General features: G+C 48.5%; 15 protein-coding genes and 1 tRNA gene. 13 read left to right on the plus strand and 3 right to left on the minus strand.

Annotated elements, in window-relative coordinates; genetic code table 11:
- The first annotated feature begins 418 nt into the window (after positions 1-418).
- Complete coding sequence (locus tag ACO0LC_RS20155) at positions 419-1,285, plus strand: hypothetical protein (RefSeq protein WP_423006395.1); 867 nt, start codon at positions 419-421, stop codon at positions 1,283-1,285.
- Positions 1,286-1,375: 90 nt separating this feature from the next.
- Here the strand turns inward: ACO0LC_RS20155 and ACO0LC_RS20160 are convergent, their stop codons facing one another.
- Complete coding sequence (locus ACO0LC_RS20160; protein WP_423006397.1) at positions 1,376-2,293, minus strand: LysR substrate-binding domain-containing protein; 918 nt, start codon at positions 2,291-2,293, stop codon at positions 1,376-1,378.
- A 135-nt stretch (positions 2,294-2,428) separates the two neighbouring features.
- Here ACO0LC_RS20160 and ACO0LC_RS20165 point away from each other — a divergent pair, with 135 nt between their 5' ends.
- The 3 genes from ACO0LC_RS20165 (at position 2,429) to ACO0LC_RS20175 (ending at position 5,572) form a co-directional block, all read left to right on the plus strand.
- Positions 2,429-2,710, plus strand: coding sequence for a hypothetical protein (locus ACO0LC_RS20165; protein ID WP_423006399.1), 282 nt, complete (start codon positions 2,429-2,431; stop codon positions 2,708-2,710).
- An 88-nt stretch (positions 2,711-2,798) separates the two neighbouring features.
- Positions 2,799-3,125: a hypothetical protein gene (locus tag ACO0LC_RS20170; RefSeq protein WP_423006558.1), complete on the plus strand. Its 327-nt coding sequence runs from the start codon at positions 2,799-2,801 to the stop codon at positions 3,123-3,125.
- 875 nt (positions 3,126-4,000) lie between these two features.
- A complete protein-coding gene (locus tag ACO0LC_RS20175) occupies positions 4,001-5,572 on the plus strand; it encodes a sensor domain-containing diguanylate cyclase (RefSeq protein WP_423006401.1) in 1,572 nt (523 codons plus the stop codon).
- Between the two features lie 59 nt (positions 5,573-5,631).
- On the opposite strand, the gene ACO0LC_RS20180 is transcribed toward ACO0LC_RS20175, so the two are convergent.
- Positions 5,632-5,853 carry a DUF2116 family Zn-ribbon domain-containing protein gene (locus ACO0LC_RS20180; RefSeq protein ID WP_423006403.1) on the minus strand — a complete coding sequence of 74 codons (222 nt, stop codon included), beginning with the start codon at positions 5,851-5,853 and terminating at the stop codon, positions 5,632-5,634.
- Between the two features lie 127 nt (positions 5,854-5,980).
- On the opposite strand from ACO0LC_RS20180, the gene ACO0LC_RS20185 reads away from it, so the two are divergent.
- From ACO0LC_RS20185 to ACO0LC_RS20200, 4 genes are all read left to right on the plus strand, one after another.
- A complete protein-coding gene (locus tag ACO0LC_RS20185) occupies positions 5,981-6,460 on the plus strand; it encodes a tyrosine-type recombinase/integrase (RefSeq protein WP_423006560.1) in 480 nt (159 codons plus the stop codon).
- Between the two features lie 79 nt (positions 6,461-6,539).
- Positions 6,540-6,613, plus strand: a tRNA-Gly gene (locus tag ACO0LC_RS20190).
- Between the two features lie 348 nt (positions 6,614-6,961).
- Positions 6,962-7,984 carry a ribonuclease T2 family protein gene (locus tag ACO0LC_RS20195; protein WP_423006405.1) on the plus strand — a complete coding sequence of 341 codons (1,023 nt, stop codon included), beginning with the start codon at positions 6,962-6,964 and terminating at the stop codon, positions 7,982-7,984.
- Positions 7,985-8,056: 72 nt separating this feature from the next.
- On the plus strand, positions 8,057-8,347 hold the full coding sequence (locus tag ACO0LC_RS20200) for a YciI family protein (protein WP_423006407.1): 291 nt from the start codon (positions 8,057-8,059) through the stop codon (positions 8,345-8,347).
- A gap of 70 nt (positions 8,348-8,417) precedes the next feature.
- On the opposite strand, the gene ACO0LC_RS20205 is transcribed toward ACO0LC_RS20200, so the two are convergent.
- On the minus strand, positions 8,418-10,196 hold the full coding sequence (locus ACO0LC_RS20205; protein ID WP_423006409.1) for a S41 family peptidase: 1,779 nt from the start codon (positions 10,194-10,196) through the stop codon (positions 8,418-8,420).
- A 305-nt stretch (positions 10,197-10,501) separates the two neighbouring features.
- Here ACO0LC_RS20205 and ACO0LC_RS20210 point away from each other — a divergent pair, with 305 nt between their 5' ends.
- The 5 genes from ACO0LC_RS20210 (at position 10,502) to ACO0LC_RS20230 (ending at position 16,283) form a co-directional block, all read left to right on the plus strand.
- Entirely contained in the window at positions 10,502-12,952 is a 2,451-nt protein-coding gene (locus tag ACO0LC_RS20210; protein ID WP_423006411.1) for a PAS domain-containing protein, read from the plus strand.
- Complete coding sequence (locus ACO0LC_RS20215) at positions 12,949-13,557, plus strand: response regulator transcription factor (protein ID WP_423006413.1); 609 nt, start codon at positions 12,949-12,951, stop codon at positions 13,555-13,557. Before ACO0LC_RS20210 ends, ACO0LC_RS20215 begins: the two co-directional genes overlap by 4 nt.
- Before the next feature lie 167 nt (positions 13,558-13,724).
- Positions 13,725-14,192, plus strand: coding sequence for a response regulator transcription factor (locus ACO0LC_RS20220; protein WP_423006415.1), 468 nt, complete (start codon positions 13,725-13,727; stop codon positions 14,190-14,192).
- Between the two features lie 17 nt (positions 14,193-14,209).
- Positions 14,210-15,886: a methyl-accepting chemotaxis protein gene (locus ACO0LC_RS20225; RefSeq protein WP_423006417.1), complete on the plus strand. Its 1,677-nt coding sequence runs from the start codon at positions 14,210-14,212 to the stop codon at positions 15,884-15,886.
- A gap of 118 nt (positions 15,887-16,004) precedes the next feature.
- Positions 16,005-16,283 carry a hypothetical protein gene (locus ACO0LC_RS20230; RefSeq protein ID WP_423006419.1) on the plus strand — a complete coding sequence of 93 codons (279 nt, stop codon included), beginning with the start codon at positions 16,005-16,007 and terminating at the stop codon, positions 16,281-16,283.
- Positions 16,284-16,314: the final 31 nt, after the last annotated feature.

Below are 16,314 nucleotides of genomic sequence, written 5' to 3' on the forward strand. Positions count from 1 at the left end.
TAAATTGCGCAGCAATATTGTTGAAAATATATTTTTAACTTTATTTGACATTTGTTGCTAGCTTTCAATTATTATTTAAATAAGTAAATGGAAAGCATGTCTTTTTAAGTTATTGCTGAAAATAAACCAAGATGCATCTCAGAAGCAGACTGCGAGGCAGAACAAAAGGTGCACATGAATGATCACAGCCCATAGTTTTGCTACTCATCGCGATGGCTTTAATCGCTTACATGACATTTGGCAGTACCACCAAAAAAACCGAGTGACCGGCATTACTGTCCCAGCAAGCGATCAGTTCAATATGTAGTTACGTAAAGTCACTTGCCCCAAATCGTAAGCTGAACCACATGTAGTCAAATAATTACAGCAAAGCAGCCAGGGTAATCACATTACCCTGGCTGCACAACAAGAAAAAAACATGAAACTACTATTAATTTTGTTCGCCTTTTCTTCAGTGTCAATTGCTGCAGAGCCAGAATATTTAATTACCGACCCTGACAAAAAAACGGTTCAATATGATGGCGAAATAGTGAGGGGGAGTCATCAAGCTTTATTGAAACACCTCAAACCTGAAACTGAAAAGTTGAGGATGAACTCACTTGGGGGTAATGTTGAAGAGGCCATATTAATGGCGAAAGAAATTCGGACAAGAAATATTCAACTTGTCGTCGAAGCGGCTTGCTTGTCTTCATGTGCGAATTATTTATTCCTGGGTGCTTCAAGTAAAGTATTGGGAGCGCATGCATTACTTGGATTTCATGGCTCGACAAAGGGCCAACTATCAACAGAAACCATTGCCAGTTTCGAAAGTGGTAAATTGAAAAGCACGGACATAACTGGGAATAGATTTGAAGACTATCTTACTAGAGTCGGTATCAGTGAGCTTGAATTCTTGCAATCAATTAATGTCGATGGCGATTTATTTAAAGAAATTGACAGTAAATTGAAGCCAGTGATTCTCGAAGAAAAGCGAACTCCTAAAAAGAGTGGGTCCATCATTTTAATTACAAGTGACAAGCAATGGGAATATCAGATCGATGACATCGATATTGCACAAGAAAAAGCCATTGAATTAGGAAAATCCGGCATCAAAGTCGAGATGAAAATGGAAATGCAGATAGAAAGTCCCGCATCGAATCTTGCCTATTTTCCCAATAGAGAAACGCTGGAAAAGCACGGTGTAAAAGGTATCCTAAGCTATGCATACCCTAAAGACGCGAGCGAATTAAAGCAGCGTGTTTTGGATAGTTTTGGTACTGAGGTCAATATATTTGGCGATTTCTGAGAAATTTTCCTAAGTCGCAACTTGATTCGGGCATTAGTTCGGGCATTAAATGAAGCCAATTCTTCAAACCGAATCCAGTTTAGCTATGTCTTATTGGACATGTAATCCATTCATAATTTCGGGAACCAGTTTTTTAAGGTGATACGCAAAATTTTTCAGGTGAGAAGTCGCCTCGGAAATTGGTGGCCAGATGGCTTCAAAAGTGAGCAAGACAGTTTCACCTGACTTATCCGCAATTTCAAATGTGGAATCTTCACTGGCGATAACTTTGGATTTTGGTAATATGGCAGAGCCTATACCCAGCTTGGCCCATTGTTCCAGAACTTGATAACTCATCGCTTCTCCTGAGTATTCGACCAGCTTGCGACGGTGGCTGCGAAACAATGCCCGGGTTGCACGTGCAAGTCCGCAAGCGTCTGGAACCATGACATAGGTCTGATTTGCTATGTCTTTGAATCTAACTGTGCCTGACTTTATCTGATTTTTTATCGATCCTCCTTGGGGAATATACAGTAAGGGCTCATTGTATAAAAATGCACGCATCCAGGGGCCTTTTTGAAGATTTTCAACGCCAAATACGAAATCGAGATGCCCTTTGTCCAGCATTTGGGCAAGATCCGTCATATTCATCTCGCGTAAGACGATGTCAACTTCCGGATTTTTCAAACGGTATGGTTCTATCATCAAGCCCATTAACTTTGTACTGATAAGTGGTGATGTGCCAATACGTATCAAGCGTTTTTTTGGTTGTAGAAATGCCTGGGCTTGATGCGATAAAGTATTTTTTGCGCTTAAAACATCGTTAATGTAAGGCATTACATGTTCACCGAACTGCGTCAATGAGACAGTTCGCGTAGTCCGGATAAACAGACGTTCACCTAATTCTTCCTCTAACTGCAATATCCCGTTGGATAAGGTAGGCTGAGTCACAAAGCACATGGCAGCAGCAGATGTAAAGGATTTGGAAGTAGCAAGGGCACTTGCAAATCTGAGGTGATTTAGATTCATATGGTTATTTATTGAAGATTTGAATAAATACTATTTTAAATAACAATTTCAATATAAGTGTCAATCTGCGTAAGCTGATCCCTAGTCAGCAACATTGCTGACAAAAATCATCATGACATAGAGAGAGAAAATAAAATGGTTTTCTTACAGATTGCTTTAAATATTGAAACAAATAAACGCCAATTGGCAGCTGATATCTATACCAAATTCAAAGAGAATTTTTTACGTGAGATTCCTGGGGCCGTTTCAAAAAAACTTTTGGTCAGGGATGAGGATGTCCAGGTTTTGCACGAATTTGATACTGTTGAAAATGCCAAAGCTTACCTTGCCAGCCATTTATTTAATCAGGATGTTGTGACTGCCTTGAAGCCTCTTTTACAAAACGATCCAGACATTCGTATTTACGTAGCGGCTTGATACAAACAATATTTGCTCTTCAATCATACTTAAAAGTACCATGAAAAAAATACTCCATCCCACTATCTTCAGAATTTTATCCCTGGTACTGGCGGCCTCTGCCGCTGCCGCGCCAACTTTTGCATGCGCAGAAAAGGCATATTTGGAAATCACTTTGAAAATTGATACACAAGACAGGAATGCAGCTAAAGCTATATATACAAAATTCAAGGCACCATTTCTAAATCAAGCCCCTGGTGCAAAGTCGAAAGAATTGTTGATTCGAGAAGATGATATCCAGGTACTGCATGGTTTCGACAACAGAAAACAAGCAGAGGCTTATCTCACCAGCGACTTATTTACAAAAGATGTCGTAGTCAGTTTGAAACCATTGCTCAAAGCTGCACCGGAAGTAAGAATCTATTCTGCAGACTAATGGAGGCGGCTGAACGAGGATAGCATTTATAGGACTTACGCAAAACCGCCCCAGCTGCGTTGCAGCTCCTAGCCGTACTAAAGTACTGTCTTCGTCGCTACGCCTTGCTGGGACAATTTTGCGTAAGTCCTATTTAAGCATGTGTCCGTCCGTTCAACTGCCTTGTCTGGATACTGCCCGCCTGCGCAGCGATGTATAACTGGCAGACATGGATGGCGCAGGGATAATCGCTTGACTGGAAATACAATAGTAAGCCTTGTTCTGGAAATATTAAAAAAATTAATAAGTAGCGATGAATATCGATCGCAGCAGTGAGAAAGCGGCCATCACAGTTTTTACTACATCAGGCATTTTGGCAGATTGCCTAGCCTAACTTTTTCTCTCGTCTTACTTAAATTACTCTTTTCCCTAGCCCCACTCAAAATCCCACCTTCAACGCGAATTCAAAACCGCGACTTGCAATACGCGCATGCCATGAAAATTTGCGTCAAAATGCGTCATCATTTGAGGCAATCTGGGTGGCTGCAAACGTAAGCTGGGCTTGATTCTAAATGGTGACGCATATTTGAGTAAAAAGAGACCCATTTAGCGGGCAGGCGTGGTGGTGGGATGTTTGCGCGCCAAGGGTTCAAACTGCAAAATATTGCAAATTGACAACAATCCTCATATGGCCTGCATGCATCCGCGTGATATAACTGGCCTGGGTACCGATGTGATTTAATTGTCAGTAAATCACTTTATTCCCATTCTCAAGCTCTAAGAGTAATATGTTTCCAATGAATCTTGCATTACCCCACAATGTCTTAAATGATCGATACGGCGCAAGATCTGAGCTAACCGCAGTAGCAAATACGCTGCATTAATTCTGCCAATTTATGAACAATCAAGTGACTTCGATTAATCAGACAAGCTCAACGCCCAGAAAGAGATCTCTCAAATGGCTCGCAATGGGATTTGTTATTTTTGTTTGCGTGTCGCTTATATGCATGGATGGATGGCGTAGCTGGACAGCAAGAAAAAACCAATTACGCGAGATGGAAGTTTCCACTGCCAACATGGCACGCGCAATAGCACAACACGCAGACGATACATTAAAAGCGGCTGATGCTGCCCTGCTAGGGATTGACGAGCGCATTCAAGCTGATGGCACTAGCCCGGCGGCTTTGGAACGTCTCCACAATTTATTGGTACTCAAGACAGCGGAACTATCCCAGCTCAAAGGCTTATTTGTTTATGATGAAAATGGCAGATGGTTAGTAAATTCACTTCCCTCTACACCATCAAATGTCAACAATGCAGATCGTGACTATTTCATTTATCACCGTAGCCACCAAGACAATGGCACTTTTATAGGGTCGCCGATCCTCAGTCGTTCAAGTGGTGTTTGGATTGTAACTTTATCACGTAGAATAAATCATCGAGATGGAAGTTTTGCTGGTGTTGCACTTGCAACTATAGATATTGACTATTTCAATAAATTTTATAACAGCTTCGATATCGGTAAGGCCGGAGCAATTGTTCTAGTGTCGAATATTGGCACCATGATTACTCGCCGCCCACTGTTGCCTGACTCCATAGGCAGGGACATGAAAACAACAACGGTTTTTAAAGAAAGTGCATCTAAGGCTACGGGTACATTCACGGTGAAATCAGCCCAGGATGGCGTCAAACGATTAAACAGTTTTCGACGTTTAGATAAATACCCCTTGTTTGTCTCTGCGGCAGTCTCTGAAGATGAAATTCTTGCCGATTGGTTGACAGATACTTTGTGGCACTCAGCGGGAGTAGGTTTGCTCGTGATCATACTCGGCTCAGTAGGCTTCTATCTGATTGCTCAGATGAAATTACGCTTCAATGCTGAAGCTGAGCTCATTAGGGCACGGGACGCAATGATTGATCTCAATAAGACACTAGAGCGCTTGTCTCTTCAGGATGCGCTTACTGAGCTTGCCAATCGGCGTAATTTCGATCTCACTTTAGAAGAAGAGTTTAGCCGGGCTATCAGAAATGCCAGTTCACTGGCCCTCATCATGATTGATGTTGATCACTTTAAACAATATAACGACCTCTACGGCCATGCTGCTGGGGATGAATGCCTAAGGAAAATCAGCCAAGCAGTTAAATCTTGCCAGAACCGCGCTGGCGACCTGACGGCTCGATATGGCGGTGAAGAACTGGCGGTGATTCTTCCTACCACTGACGTCGAAGGTGCCATATTAATTGCTGAGAAAATACGTCAGGCAATTCACCATTTAGGTATTTCACATGCTGGCAACGAGCCTGGAATTGTGACTGTCAGCGCGGGGGTTGAAGCCATTACCCCCGTAAGAAACTTGCATAACCCTGTCGAATTGATTGAGGCTGCAGACAACGCACTCTATGCAGCCAAAAAGAGCGGACGAGACCGTGTGTGCAGTAATTTGAATTTGATACGAGTTGCCAGTTAGGTAAGTCGAACAGCACTATCAAATGACTTCTCGCAACAATTTCGTCATCCTGCCTGGCATCAATAAGAAATATTACCTCCATTTCTTTTAATTGCAGCTTGCAACTTCTGATAGTCGTTACGGCATTCAACATTGCAGAAAAGCTCGCCATACCCAATAGGCCCATCACAAAACAGGCAATGCATATCAGGCTCAACGACAGTAAAGCGTTGCATATTATTAAGCGCGTATTCAAGATCAAGAATAATGCGCGCATCTGCGCTGTCAGCGATACCACTCATTTTGTGATGCCTCCTGCCTCACCTAAGGAATATGGGGTAAATCGGATTACTTCCTCGCCTAGGGAAAAGAACCACCTACATTTCCGACGATCTTTACAGCCTGGTATATAGGTATGCCTCTATACCTCTGAAAGATGCTATGGATCTCGCCTATTTAACCGGACAAAGACCGGCAGACCTGGCAGCGATGACTGAGCATGACATCATCGAGGGGCATTTGATTATTACTCAGGAAAAGACAAAACAGCCCTTGCGAATTGTAATTGCTGGCAGACTAAAGGAAACAATCGACCGCATACATGCCCGTAAAGACACGTACAAAGTCGCCACCGGCGCTCTGCTAGTCAACCTGCAAGGCAGGAAAATAACGCAAATTGTCATGCGGAACTATTTTGATGAAGCTAGGCGATTGGCGAAAGACGATAACCCGAATCAGGCAAACGCCATCGAAAATTTCAGGTTTTACGATCTTAGAGCAAAGGCCGCCGACGACACAGCGGACCAGCGTGGACACCAGGCAGCCGCCGACTTGCTTGGTCACGATGACACCAGGACGACGAGTAAACATTACTTGCGAAGAGGCAAGACAACACTGCCAACAAATTGATTTTGCGGAAAAAATCACGAATTTCGGAAATTTAAGATTATTGCAAAACAGGGGAGAAGCCTTGTAGAATAAGGCTTTCGCGGGTGTAGTTTAATGGCAGAACGGCAGCTTCCCAAGCTTCATACGAGGGTTCGATTCCCTTCACCCGCTCCAGTAAAATCAAGGACTTAACCAGGCTTATTTCTGTTGATGAAATGAGTCCTGGAACAGCTTGCCATCGATGTTCAAAATAATGCGCGCATGGTATTCAAGTGCTGTGTGGCGATAGTAGCTTTGAACGCCTCGGAAATCCGTTCGAATGTCCCCGTCAGAGCGATATCGCCGCGATGTCTGTGTTGTCTAAATGACGGGCGCTTAAGCCGCAACCTGGTTTTTCAATAAGCGTTTTGAAATGCCATGTAACACTAGCTTAGTACCTGGCGATACAATATCGGCAAATTCCGCTGCTTATAGAGCAAGTGCATCATTCGCTATTGCCAACAACAGAAAGTAAACCACAACATGCAACAACTGACTTCACGCCTGCTTCTCGCGCTTGCCTTATTGGGCAGCACAGCTTTGTCTGTGCATGCCAGCGAACCCGTCAATGGTAGTTTCACGGCCAGCCAGTCTTGTGAGCTGTATTCGTCTTTCAATAAGCAAAGCAATCCTGGTGCAGTGCGGGCGGTGGCGGGTAAGAGCTATGCGGTAAAAGAGATTAACAAGCCGGGTGACTATAGCTGGTTGCGGGTGGATGTGGACGGTGCTAACCCCAATTTACGCTGGGTGGCGCGTGATTGCGGCAAGGCGCAACTGGATCAGGTGCCGCAAGACAACGCGCCTGCTGGCCGTGCCAAGGCGACCAGGGCCGCCGAGCAGCAAAGCATGTGTAGCACACCCAATCAGGAAGACAGTTATGTACTGGCCATCACCTGGCAACCGGGTTTTTGTGAACACTTTGCCTATCACGGCAAAAAACCGGAATGTGATGCCATCAATAGTGGCAAGCTGAAGATCAATAACCTGACCCTGCATGGTCTGTGGCCAAATAAAAAAGAGTGCGGCATCAATTATGGCAATTGCCCCGGTGCGCCTTTGAAGCTGAGTACGGATACGGTGAACCGCATCGCCAAGTGGATGCCAAATTTCCAGTTTGAAAGCAAGTTTGGCGAATACGAATGGAGCAAACACGGCACTTGCCAGGAGCGTGACGCAGATACTTATTTCAAGACCGCTGCAGCAGCAGTGGAAGAAGTGAATAACTCGGCGGTGGGCAAGTTCATCCTGGCGCATGCGGGCAAGTCATTCAAGGTCAATGAGTTTTTTGATGTCATCAAAAAACAGGAAGGTGAAACCCTGGCCAGGAATTTCATGCTGAGCTGTGCTGATGGCAAGTACTTGCAAGAGATACGCCTGAAGTTGCCGACGAATTTTGAAACCGGCAAAGGTCTGGCCAAATTGATCGGTGATGCAGAAGGTTTTAATCGTCAGCTGGACAAGTGTGATAACGAGATCATGGTGGAGGCCAGTGGCCGGGGGCGGTAATTTGGCAAGACCTGCCGGGCGCTGCTTGCCTCTGGCTTTTTTAACGCATCAATTTATCAAGGATTTTTTTTCATGTTCATCGTTGAACTCACTTACATCCAGCCCCTGGCAGTGGTGGACCAATTTGTGGCCGGACATCGCGAATTTCTGGAGCGGCATTATGCCAGCGGGCAGTTCTTGCTATCCGGGCGCAAGGAGCCGCGTACTGGTGGCTTTATCCTGGTGAATGTAGCCAGCCGGGATGCGCTGGAGGCGATCTTGCAGCAAGACCCGTTTCAGCGTGAGGCGGTGGCGCAGTACACCGTGACTGAATTTTTACCTTCCATGGCAGCTCCGGCACTGGTGGGGCTGCTGGCATCTTAGCTTTTTCCTGCACGGTAGGGGGATGGCAAATATTCCCCTATCCCCCTGCCGCACTGGATGCATGTCTTCCTTATTTACTCAGCACTGCCAGGGCCTTGTCCAGTACCACATCGCGTCCGGCACGTATGTCATCCACGGTGGGCGCAATTTCTATATCGGGCGCTATGCCCTTGCCAACAAATTCGCGACCATCAGGAAAGCTGTCGTGTTTGACGCAGATGCGGGCGCTGCCGCCACCCGGCAGTTTGAAGGATAAAGGCATGCCTGTACTGCCGCCAGTAGCGCTGCCTATGATACGGCCGCGTTGCATGGTGATATAAGACAGCAGGAAATCTTCTGCGGCAGAAAAGGTTTTTGGTCCTGCCAGCACTACTACAGTGCCACTATAGATATCCTGGTGCTCTTTTACATAGGGCTGGGTCAGGCCGCCTCTTAAAACTCCCAGGAAGATCACATCGCTTTGGGCGCGCATGAGGTTGCTCTCTTGTCTTTCTGTACTATCGGCAAATGGCACGGGCTGCTTGCTCAGCAGGCTGAGTACGGCGGCTGCATGCATGCTGGACCCACCGCCATTGCTGCGGATATCGAGTATCAGGCCCTTGGCCTTCATGACGGTAGGCATGAGGCTGGCCAGTTTCCTGGCGCCAGCATCGCTCTCAAAATGGTCTATGGCCAGATAGGCGATTTCGCCCTTGAGCATCTTGAAATCGAAGGCTGGGTTGCCAGCCACGTCCGTGGCTTCGCCACGGACCACAGTTTCTACTCTTTCTTTACCTGCGGCATCGCGCAAGCCCAGGCGTATGCTCTGACTTTTATCACCCATCAAGAGCCCATAGCCATATGTGCGCACGGCCTTGTCTTGCGGCGTGCTGCTGCTCGCGTAAGGGGCAACTTTGTTCAGCGCGTATTCATGGACGGGCTGGCCGTCTATGCTGGTGATTTCTTCGCCACGCTTGATTCTCTTTGCCAGTTGCTGGTTGCCTACCCTGGTGATCAACACAGTCTGGCCTATCAGTGCAGTCTCAAGCGCCGGGCGGGAGTAAAACTGATCACTGAGCTCATCCGGTGCATAGATATTGGTGTGGCCGTCTTGTAGCAGGGGTGCCAGTTGCATCATGAGCTGGTAATACTCGCGTGTGCTGGTGGTTTGCATGACTTTGCCCAGGTAGTCCAGATACAGCCGGTCCCAGTCCAGGTCAGGCACATGCTGGAAATGGACAAAACTGCGCCTGGCTTCTGACCAGAACAAGGACAAGCCAGCGACTTTTTCTGCATTGCTGATATTGTCTTGATACCCGGTGGCGAGGACGGATGCCCGCCCCATTTTTGCCGGTAGCTCCGAAGCCTTAAGATAGGCTTGCAGACGTGGCTCATCCTTGATGCTGGCAAAGCTGGGTGTGCTCAGATATTTTTTTATCGCAGGTATCAATACCCAGTGCTGGGTGCTTTCCAAAAAATTGAAGAAGGCTTCCTTATTGCCCAGGCGCAGTTCAATGAGCGCTGCATCAAACAGATAATCAAAGCGGCGACCGTGGAAATGGTTGGCATCAGACATGAGGTCTTTGGCATCTGTACTTTCTATAGATGACAAAGCCAGTTTGATTTTAGCGAGTGCCTGTTGCAGTTCAGCCTGGCTGGCAGCAGGTTTGGACAAAGCACTGGCCTCATTCCTGAGCTGCCCTATCGCCTCGCGTGCTTCGGTAGTGTTTTTTTGGGCCAGCTTGATTTTGCTGGCGATGGAGGGCTGGTTTGTTGCGGTATCGACAGCATAAGAAGTGCAGACAATCAGGCTGGCAAACAGTGCAGACAGGGCAAGGCGCGCTGGAAAGGCAGAGTAAAGACGGGTCATTGGAACTTTGCTTTCATCATGGAGATGCTCCCCAACGGTGGGGAAACATGTAAAAGTGTAAATGTGCAAATTATAAAAGATTGCCAATATGAAATTACGAATTTTTCTTGTTATTTACTTAATTTTGAACAGGCTCACGACGAAAGCATGCAAGATAATTGCAACAAATGTAATGAATTATGCAGCGGCGCCTCGTAGCAGAGATACAATGAGTAATGAGTTGGTGGACTAGAGCTGCTCATCCAGATTCATGGGCCGTTAAGAAGACAATACCTTCACCGGGAACTTCACACTCTTGAGTTTTTATGGCAATCGATTCAAAAGCCGCCAGTCAGTCAGGTTCAAGTAAGGCAGCTGCAGCGGTGCTGCCCGGGCGAGACTTGCCTGGCCGCCAGACGCAGGCGGCTCAGGCTAAACATGCTGCCCTGAAAATGCCGCAACAACAGCCGCAACAACAGCAGCAGTCTTGTCCGGCCATGTCTGGCATCTACCAGGATTTTTTCTGGCGGGCTGCCCAGGCTTGTCTGATACTCGATGCCGCTGGCGCTATCCTGCAAGCCAACCCGGCAGCGGCGGCCATGCTGGGGCAGCAGGCAGATGTCATGCCTGGGCAGTCCATGGCTGGCCTGGTATGGCAAGAGCAGGCGGTGCTGCAAGAACAGTTGACCAAGGTCTTGAGCACGGGGCAGTCGTCCAGTTGTGAAGTCCGCTGCATGAAGGCTGACCGTGAGCTTATTCTCTTGCAACTGGAGCTGAGCCAGACAGCGATGGATGGGCAAGCGCCCTCGCTGATGGTCATCATGACCGATGTCACGCAGCGCCCTGGCAGGTCCATGAACCAGCCCGAGAGCCAGTATTTTGCCAGTGTCGTGGCAGAGAATGTGCCGGACATGGTGGCTTACTGGAACACCGATCTGCGCTGCACCTATGCCAATCACCAATACCTGACCTGGTTTGGGCGCAGCCCTGAACAAATGCAAAATATCAGTTTGCAAGCATTGCTGGGAGAAGAGCTGTTTTCCAAAAATATCGCCTATATCCAAGGCGTCTTAAAAGGCGTGAACCAGCAGTTCGAGCGTAGCCTGGTCAAAGCCAATGGTGATATTGGCTACGTCTGGGCCCAATATATTGCCCATAAGGTCGATGGGGTAACCCAGGGTTTCTTTGCCCTGGCAACCGATGTGACCTTGCTGAAGCGGGCGCAAGTGGCGCTCATCAAGAGTGAGGCAAAAAATCGTGCGATGCTGCGTGCCATTCCTGACCTGATCTTTACCATCAGCCGTCATGGAGATTTCCTGGATGTGCATGCCAGCAGCCAGCTCATGCTGCAAGAGAGCAAAGAGCAGTTTTTGCACAGCAAGGTAGCCGACATGCTGCCACCAGCCGTGGCCAGCCAGTATATGCAGGCGGTAGCGCTGACACTGGACAGTGGCAAGCTGCAAGAATTTCGCTACAGCATGCATGACATGGAAAGAGGGGAAATGCAGTTTGAAGCCAGGGTCGCTTTTTGCACGCATGATACGGTGATCGTCATCGTACGCGATATTACTGAGACCGAAAGAGAGCGGCGCCAGCGTGAATTGCAATTGTCCGAGCGTCTGCAAATCAGGGAGAATGATTTACGCGACATACAGTTGAGCCTGACCATGGTCAGCGATGTGACCCATATCGGCACTTGGATAGGCGATGCCAGGTCAGGTGAATTATGGGCGTCACTACAGTGGCGCAAGCTGTTTGGATTTAGCGAGGATGTCGCCCTGAATATGACGGCTGTCTTGCAGCACATACACCCGGCTGACAGACAGGCGGTGAGCGACATGATGAGGGCAGACGACGCACGTGCGCAAGGTCGCTATCATGCAGAGTTCAGGGTGTTGTTGCCGGATGGGTTTTCAAACAAAGCCTGCTGGATGGCGGCGGTCTGGCAGGTGGAATTTGATGAACTTCATCAGGCATTGCTACACCGTGGCGTGGCGGTGGATATTTCGGCACGCAAGGAAGCCGAGTTGGAACTAGGACAAAAACGCATGGAAGTCATGCATCTGGGCCGGGTTGCGACCATGGGCGAATTATCAGGTGCACTGGCCCATGAATTGAACCAGCCGCTGACCGCGATACTTAGCAATGCCCAGGCCGCCCAGCGTTTTCTGACGCGTCCTGAACTGGACCGGCAGGTGCTCGACGAGATACTGCAAGACATCGTTGATGAAGGCAAGCGCGCCGGTGAAATCATTCGTCGCTTGCGTCGCCTGTTCGACAAGCAGGCCAGCGTGCAGCATGGCGTGGACATTAATCAGCTTGTGCAGGAAGTCCTGCATATATTGCGCAATGATATGGTGAATCAGGGGGTGACGGTGCTGTGTCCATTGCAGAATGATTTACCCACCGTCAGTGCTGATCCTGTGCAATTACAGCAAGTCCTGATTAACCTCATCATGAATGCCTGCGATGTGGTTGCCAGTCTCGATGCCAGGTTGCGTATCATAGAAATCCATACCATCCTCAACATCACTCATCAGCTACAGGTCAGCGTGCATGACTACGGCCCTGGCATACCGGATGCCTTGCATACCAGGATATTTGAGCCTTTCTATACCACCAAGAAAAATGGCATGGGCCTGGGTCTGTCAATTTGCAAAAATATAGTCGAAGCGACTGGTGGCCAACTGTGGTGCGAAAATCGGCTGGTTACGGAAGGAAAGCCAGGGACCAGTTTCCACTTTACCCTGCCTGTCAGCAACGGAGTCTTGCCATGACAATTGAGCCACAAGTTTTTTTGGTGGATGATCAGCCTGCCGTGCTAAAAGCCATGACACGTTTGCTCGATTCTGCCGGTTTGCAAGCCCGGTGCCATGAGTCGGCACAAGCTTTTCTGGAGAGTGACCATGCCAGCCAGCCCGGTTGTCTGGTGCTCGACCTGGCCATGCCTGGCATGGATGGCATGGCCTTGCAACAGCGTCTGCGTGAACTGGAAAGTGATTTACCCATCATTTTTTTGACGGGGCATGGCAATATAGACACGGGTGTGCTGGCCATGAAACTGGGGGCGCAAGATTTTCTGACCAAACCCGTGGATGCCGATAGGCTGCTGCCAGCCATACAGGCTGCCTTTGCACGCAACCAGCAGGCGCGCCAGAGCAGGGCAGAAAAACTGGCCATACAAAACCGTCTCAACAGCCTGACGCCGCGCGAACTCGAAGTGCTGCACCTCATCGTCGAAGGCAAGCTCAACAAGCAAGTCGCAGCTGAACTCGGCACAGTAGAAAAAACCATCAAGGTGCATCGCGCCAGGGTCATGAGCAAGATGGAGGTCAGCTCTCTGGCGAGCCTTATCCATTTGCTGGAAAAGCTCAAGGCTTGAAACCGGCTTTGACTCTTCTTGCTGTTGTCTTGATATCCTGCACAGGCAATGTGATGCTTACAGCCATTTTCTTTTTACAATTGCTTAACTCAGTTTAACAATTGCATGCCCCATATTGGACCAAGGTCCAATAGTCCTGCCCCCTGCATCTCTATACAGTGATGCCTATGGGAAATACATCTACATGGATAGCGGTGGTTGATGACGAAGCGGGTATACGTCGTGCCATGTTGCGCTTATTGAATGCAGTCGGGCTGGAAGCCTATAGCTTTACTTCCGGCATCCTGCTGCTTGACAGTCTGCATTTACGGCAACCGGCTTGCATCTTGCTGGATTTGCAGATGCCGGATATGTCAGGTTATGCCGTGTTGGCCAGGCTGGCGCTGATCGCTCCACAAATACCTGTCATCGTCATGACGGCCAGTAAAGTATCAGACATCGTGGTGAGGACAGGTTTGTCACATGCACAGGCGGTATTGCACAAACCCTTCAATGACCAGGACTTGTTTGTTGAAATTGAAAAAGCCCTGGGGCTTACGTATGTGTCGGACGCGGTTGTATCAGACTCTGCTCATGGCGACCAGCAATCTGCTGGCGGGTACCCTAGCCATCTCTCCATTATCAATAAAATATAAACGCATCAGGAGCAGTAATGAAAGTCGAAAACCTGAGAATATCGCAACAAATTGGCCTGGGTTTTGGAGTGCTATTGCTGATCATGGTGATCGTTGCCATGTTTGGCATCAATGGCATGAGTAAATCAAATGCAGTCTTGCACCATGTAGTGGGTGTCAATGTACTAAAGATTCATCATCTGGAAGAAATGTCCAAATCCGTGCATATCGTCTCACGCGTGACCAGGACGATTGCCTTGCTCAATGACGAAGTCCAGGCGAATGAACAACATAAGAAAATCGATATAGCAAGAGCCAACTATAACAAGGCATTTACTGCACTTGAAAAAATGCCGCTGGACGACACTGGTCTGACCTTCATCGCAAAAATCAAGCAAGACCAGCAAGCTGCCAGGGCGCTCAATGACAAATTTGCAGTGATGGCAAAAGACAATAAAGAAGAAGCTGTCACTTTTTTAATGAAAGAAGTAATACCCGTCAATGGCTTGTGGCAGGATGCCATACAAGAATTTATCGACTTGCAAGAATCCAAGAACAGCAAGGATGAAGTCAGCGCCCAGGATGCCTACCAGACATCCATGACCGCCATGATCTGTGCCACCTTCATCGCCATCGTCCTGGGCATGGGCATAGCCTGGAACAGTTCGCGCGCCATTAGCTTGCCAATCAGGCGTGCCATAGCAGTAGCCCAAAAAGTGGCAGAAGGAGATTTGACCAGCGAGATTGAAGTCAGCGCCGAAAACGAAGCTGGCCAATTACTTCAGGCGCTCAAGACAATGAATGCCAACCTGGTCCATCTGGTGGGGCAGGTACGTATAGGCACCGACACCATATCCACGGCATCGGCTGAAATTGCCTCTGGTAACCTGAACCTGTCTTCACGCACAGAATCGCAAGCCAGCTCGCTGGAAGAAACTGCCTCGTCGATGGAAGAACTGACTTCTACCGTCAAGCAAAATGCCGAAAATGCACGCCAGGCCAATCAGCTGGCGATCTCGGCGACCGATGTGGCGGTACAGGGTGGTGCCGTGGTGGCGCAGGTAGTCACTACCATGGGTGACATCAATGCCTCATCCAAAAAAATCGTCGACATTATCAGCGTCATTGATGGTATTGCCTTCCAGACCAATATCCTGGCCCTGAATGCGGCGGTGGAGGCGGCCCGTGCCGGCGAGCAGGGACGTGGTTTTGCCGTCGTGGCTTCTGAAGTGCGCAATCTGGCACAGCGTTCAGCTTCTGCTGCCAAGGAAATTAAATTGTTGATCAATGATTCAGTCAAAAAAGTTGGCCAGGGCAGCCACCTGGTCAACCAGGCAGGCACCACCATGGACAGCGTGGTGGCCAGCATCAGAAACGTTACTGACATCATGGCAGAAATCACGGCAGCCAGTAGCGAGCAAACCTCAGGCATAGAACAAATCAATACGGCCGTGACACAAATGGATGAAGTCACCCAGCAAAACGCTGCCCTGGTCGAACAAGCCGCAGCAGCAGCAGGAGCCATGCAAGAGCAGGCCGCCAATCTGGCGACTCTGGTTCAGCAATTCAAAATCAACCCTCATGGCGCGCCTGTATCTGTAAGCATAGTCAGCCAGCGTTCGGTCGTCAGGCAACGCGCGGACAGGGCAAATATCAAGATAGTCTCTTCATCGGGTTCTGCGCATGCCCTGGCGGATAAATGGGAAGAGTTTTGAGTCAGTGTTGGATATCAGTGCAGCGACGCGGTAATGTGGACCGCATACATCGCTGTTGGCAGGGGGGCAGATCGGGATATCTGCACTCCTGTTTTTTTGTTTTTTAGAAAATAAGAGCATGCGCAATCATCTCTCCACTTCTCTGCAAACCCCTGCCTCACCCGGGCTAACGGCGGCATCCGTCGTCGATAAGCAGCAGATCCAGGAGAGCCCTGCCTTGCCATTCAAAGCATTGCTGGAGATGTACCTGCCCCAGGACAATACTCAGGCATCCGCCTTGCCCAAGCTGCAAACTGCACAGATGAAGATTTATCAGCAAGCCAGGGCTGAATTATCTGCACAAATCACACGCCAGATGACTGCCAGGCGAGGCTGCCACCATGGGGACGGCGGGTAAACTCTTTCGGCCAGCATCACAAGGTGAACAC

Origin of the sequence: Undibacterium sp. JH2W (assembly GCF_049340425.1) — a bacterium.
Classification (GTDB): domain Bacteria; phylum Pseudomonadota; class Gammaproteobacteria; order Burkholderiales; family Burkholderiaceae_D; genus Undibacterium.

Excerpts from the sequence above, each read along its gene's own strand:
- ACO0LC_RS20155 (WP_423006395.1), top strand. The coding sequence starts at position 419 with ATGAAACTACTATTAATTTTGTTCGCCTTTTCTTCAGTGTCAATTGCT.
- ACO0LC_RS20160 (WP_423006397.1), bottom strand. The coding sequence starts at position 2,293 with ATGAATCTAAATCACCTCAGATTTGCAAGTGCCCTTGCTACTTCCAAA.
- ACO0LC_RS20165 (WP_423006399.1), top strand. The coding sequence starts at position 2,429 with ATGGTTTTCTTACAGATTGCTTTAAATATTGAAACAAATAAACGCCAA.
- ACO0LC_RS20175 (WP_423006401.1), top strand. The coding sequence starts at position 4,001 with ATGAACAATCAAGTGACTTCGATTAATCAGACAAGCTCAACGCCCAGA.
- ACO0LC_RS20180 (WP_423006403.1), bottom strand. The coding sequence starts at position 5,853 with ATGAGTGGTATCGCTGACAGCGCAGATGCGCGCATTATTCTTGATCTT.
- ACO0LC_RS20195 (WP_423006405.1), top strand. The coding sequence starts at position 6,962 with ATGCAACAACTGACTTCACGCCTGCTTCTCGCGCTTGCCTTATTGGGC.
- ACO0LC_RS20200 (WP_423006407.1), top strand. The coding sequence starts at position 8,057 with ATGTTCATCGTTGAACTCACTTACATCCAGCCCCTGGCAGTGGTGGAC.
- ACO0LC_RS20205 (WP_423006409.1), bottom strand. The coding sequence starts at position 10,196 with ATGACCCGTCTTTACTCTGCCTTTCCAGCGCGCCTTGCCCTGTCTGCA.
- ACO0LC_RS20210 (WP_423006411.1), top strand. The coding sequence starts at position 10,502 with ATGGCAATCGATTCAAAAGCCGCCAGTCAGTCAGGTTCAAGTAAGGCA.
- ACO0LC_RS20215 (WP_423006413.1), top strand. The coding sequence starts at position 12,949 with ATGACAATTGAGCCACAAGTTTTTTTGGTGGATGATCAGCCTGCCGTG.
- ACO0LC_RS20220 (WP_423006415.1), top strand. The coding sequence starts at position 13,725 with ATGGGAAATACATCTACATGGATAGCGGTGGTTGATGACGAAGCGGGT.
- ACO0LC_RS20225 (WP_423006417.1), top strand. The coding sequence starts at position 14,210 with ATGAAAGTCGAAAACCTGAGAATATCGCAACAAATTGGCCTGGGTTTT.
- ACO0LC_RS20230 (WP_423006419.1), top strand. The coding sequence starts at position 16,005 with ATGCGCAATCATCTCTCCACTTCTCTGCAAACCCCTGCCTCACCCGGG.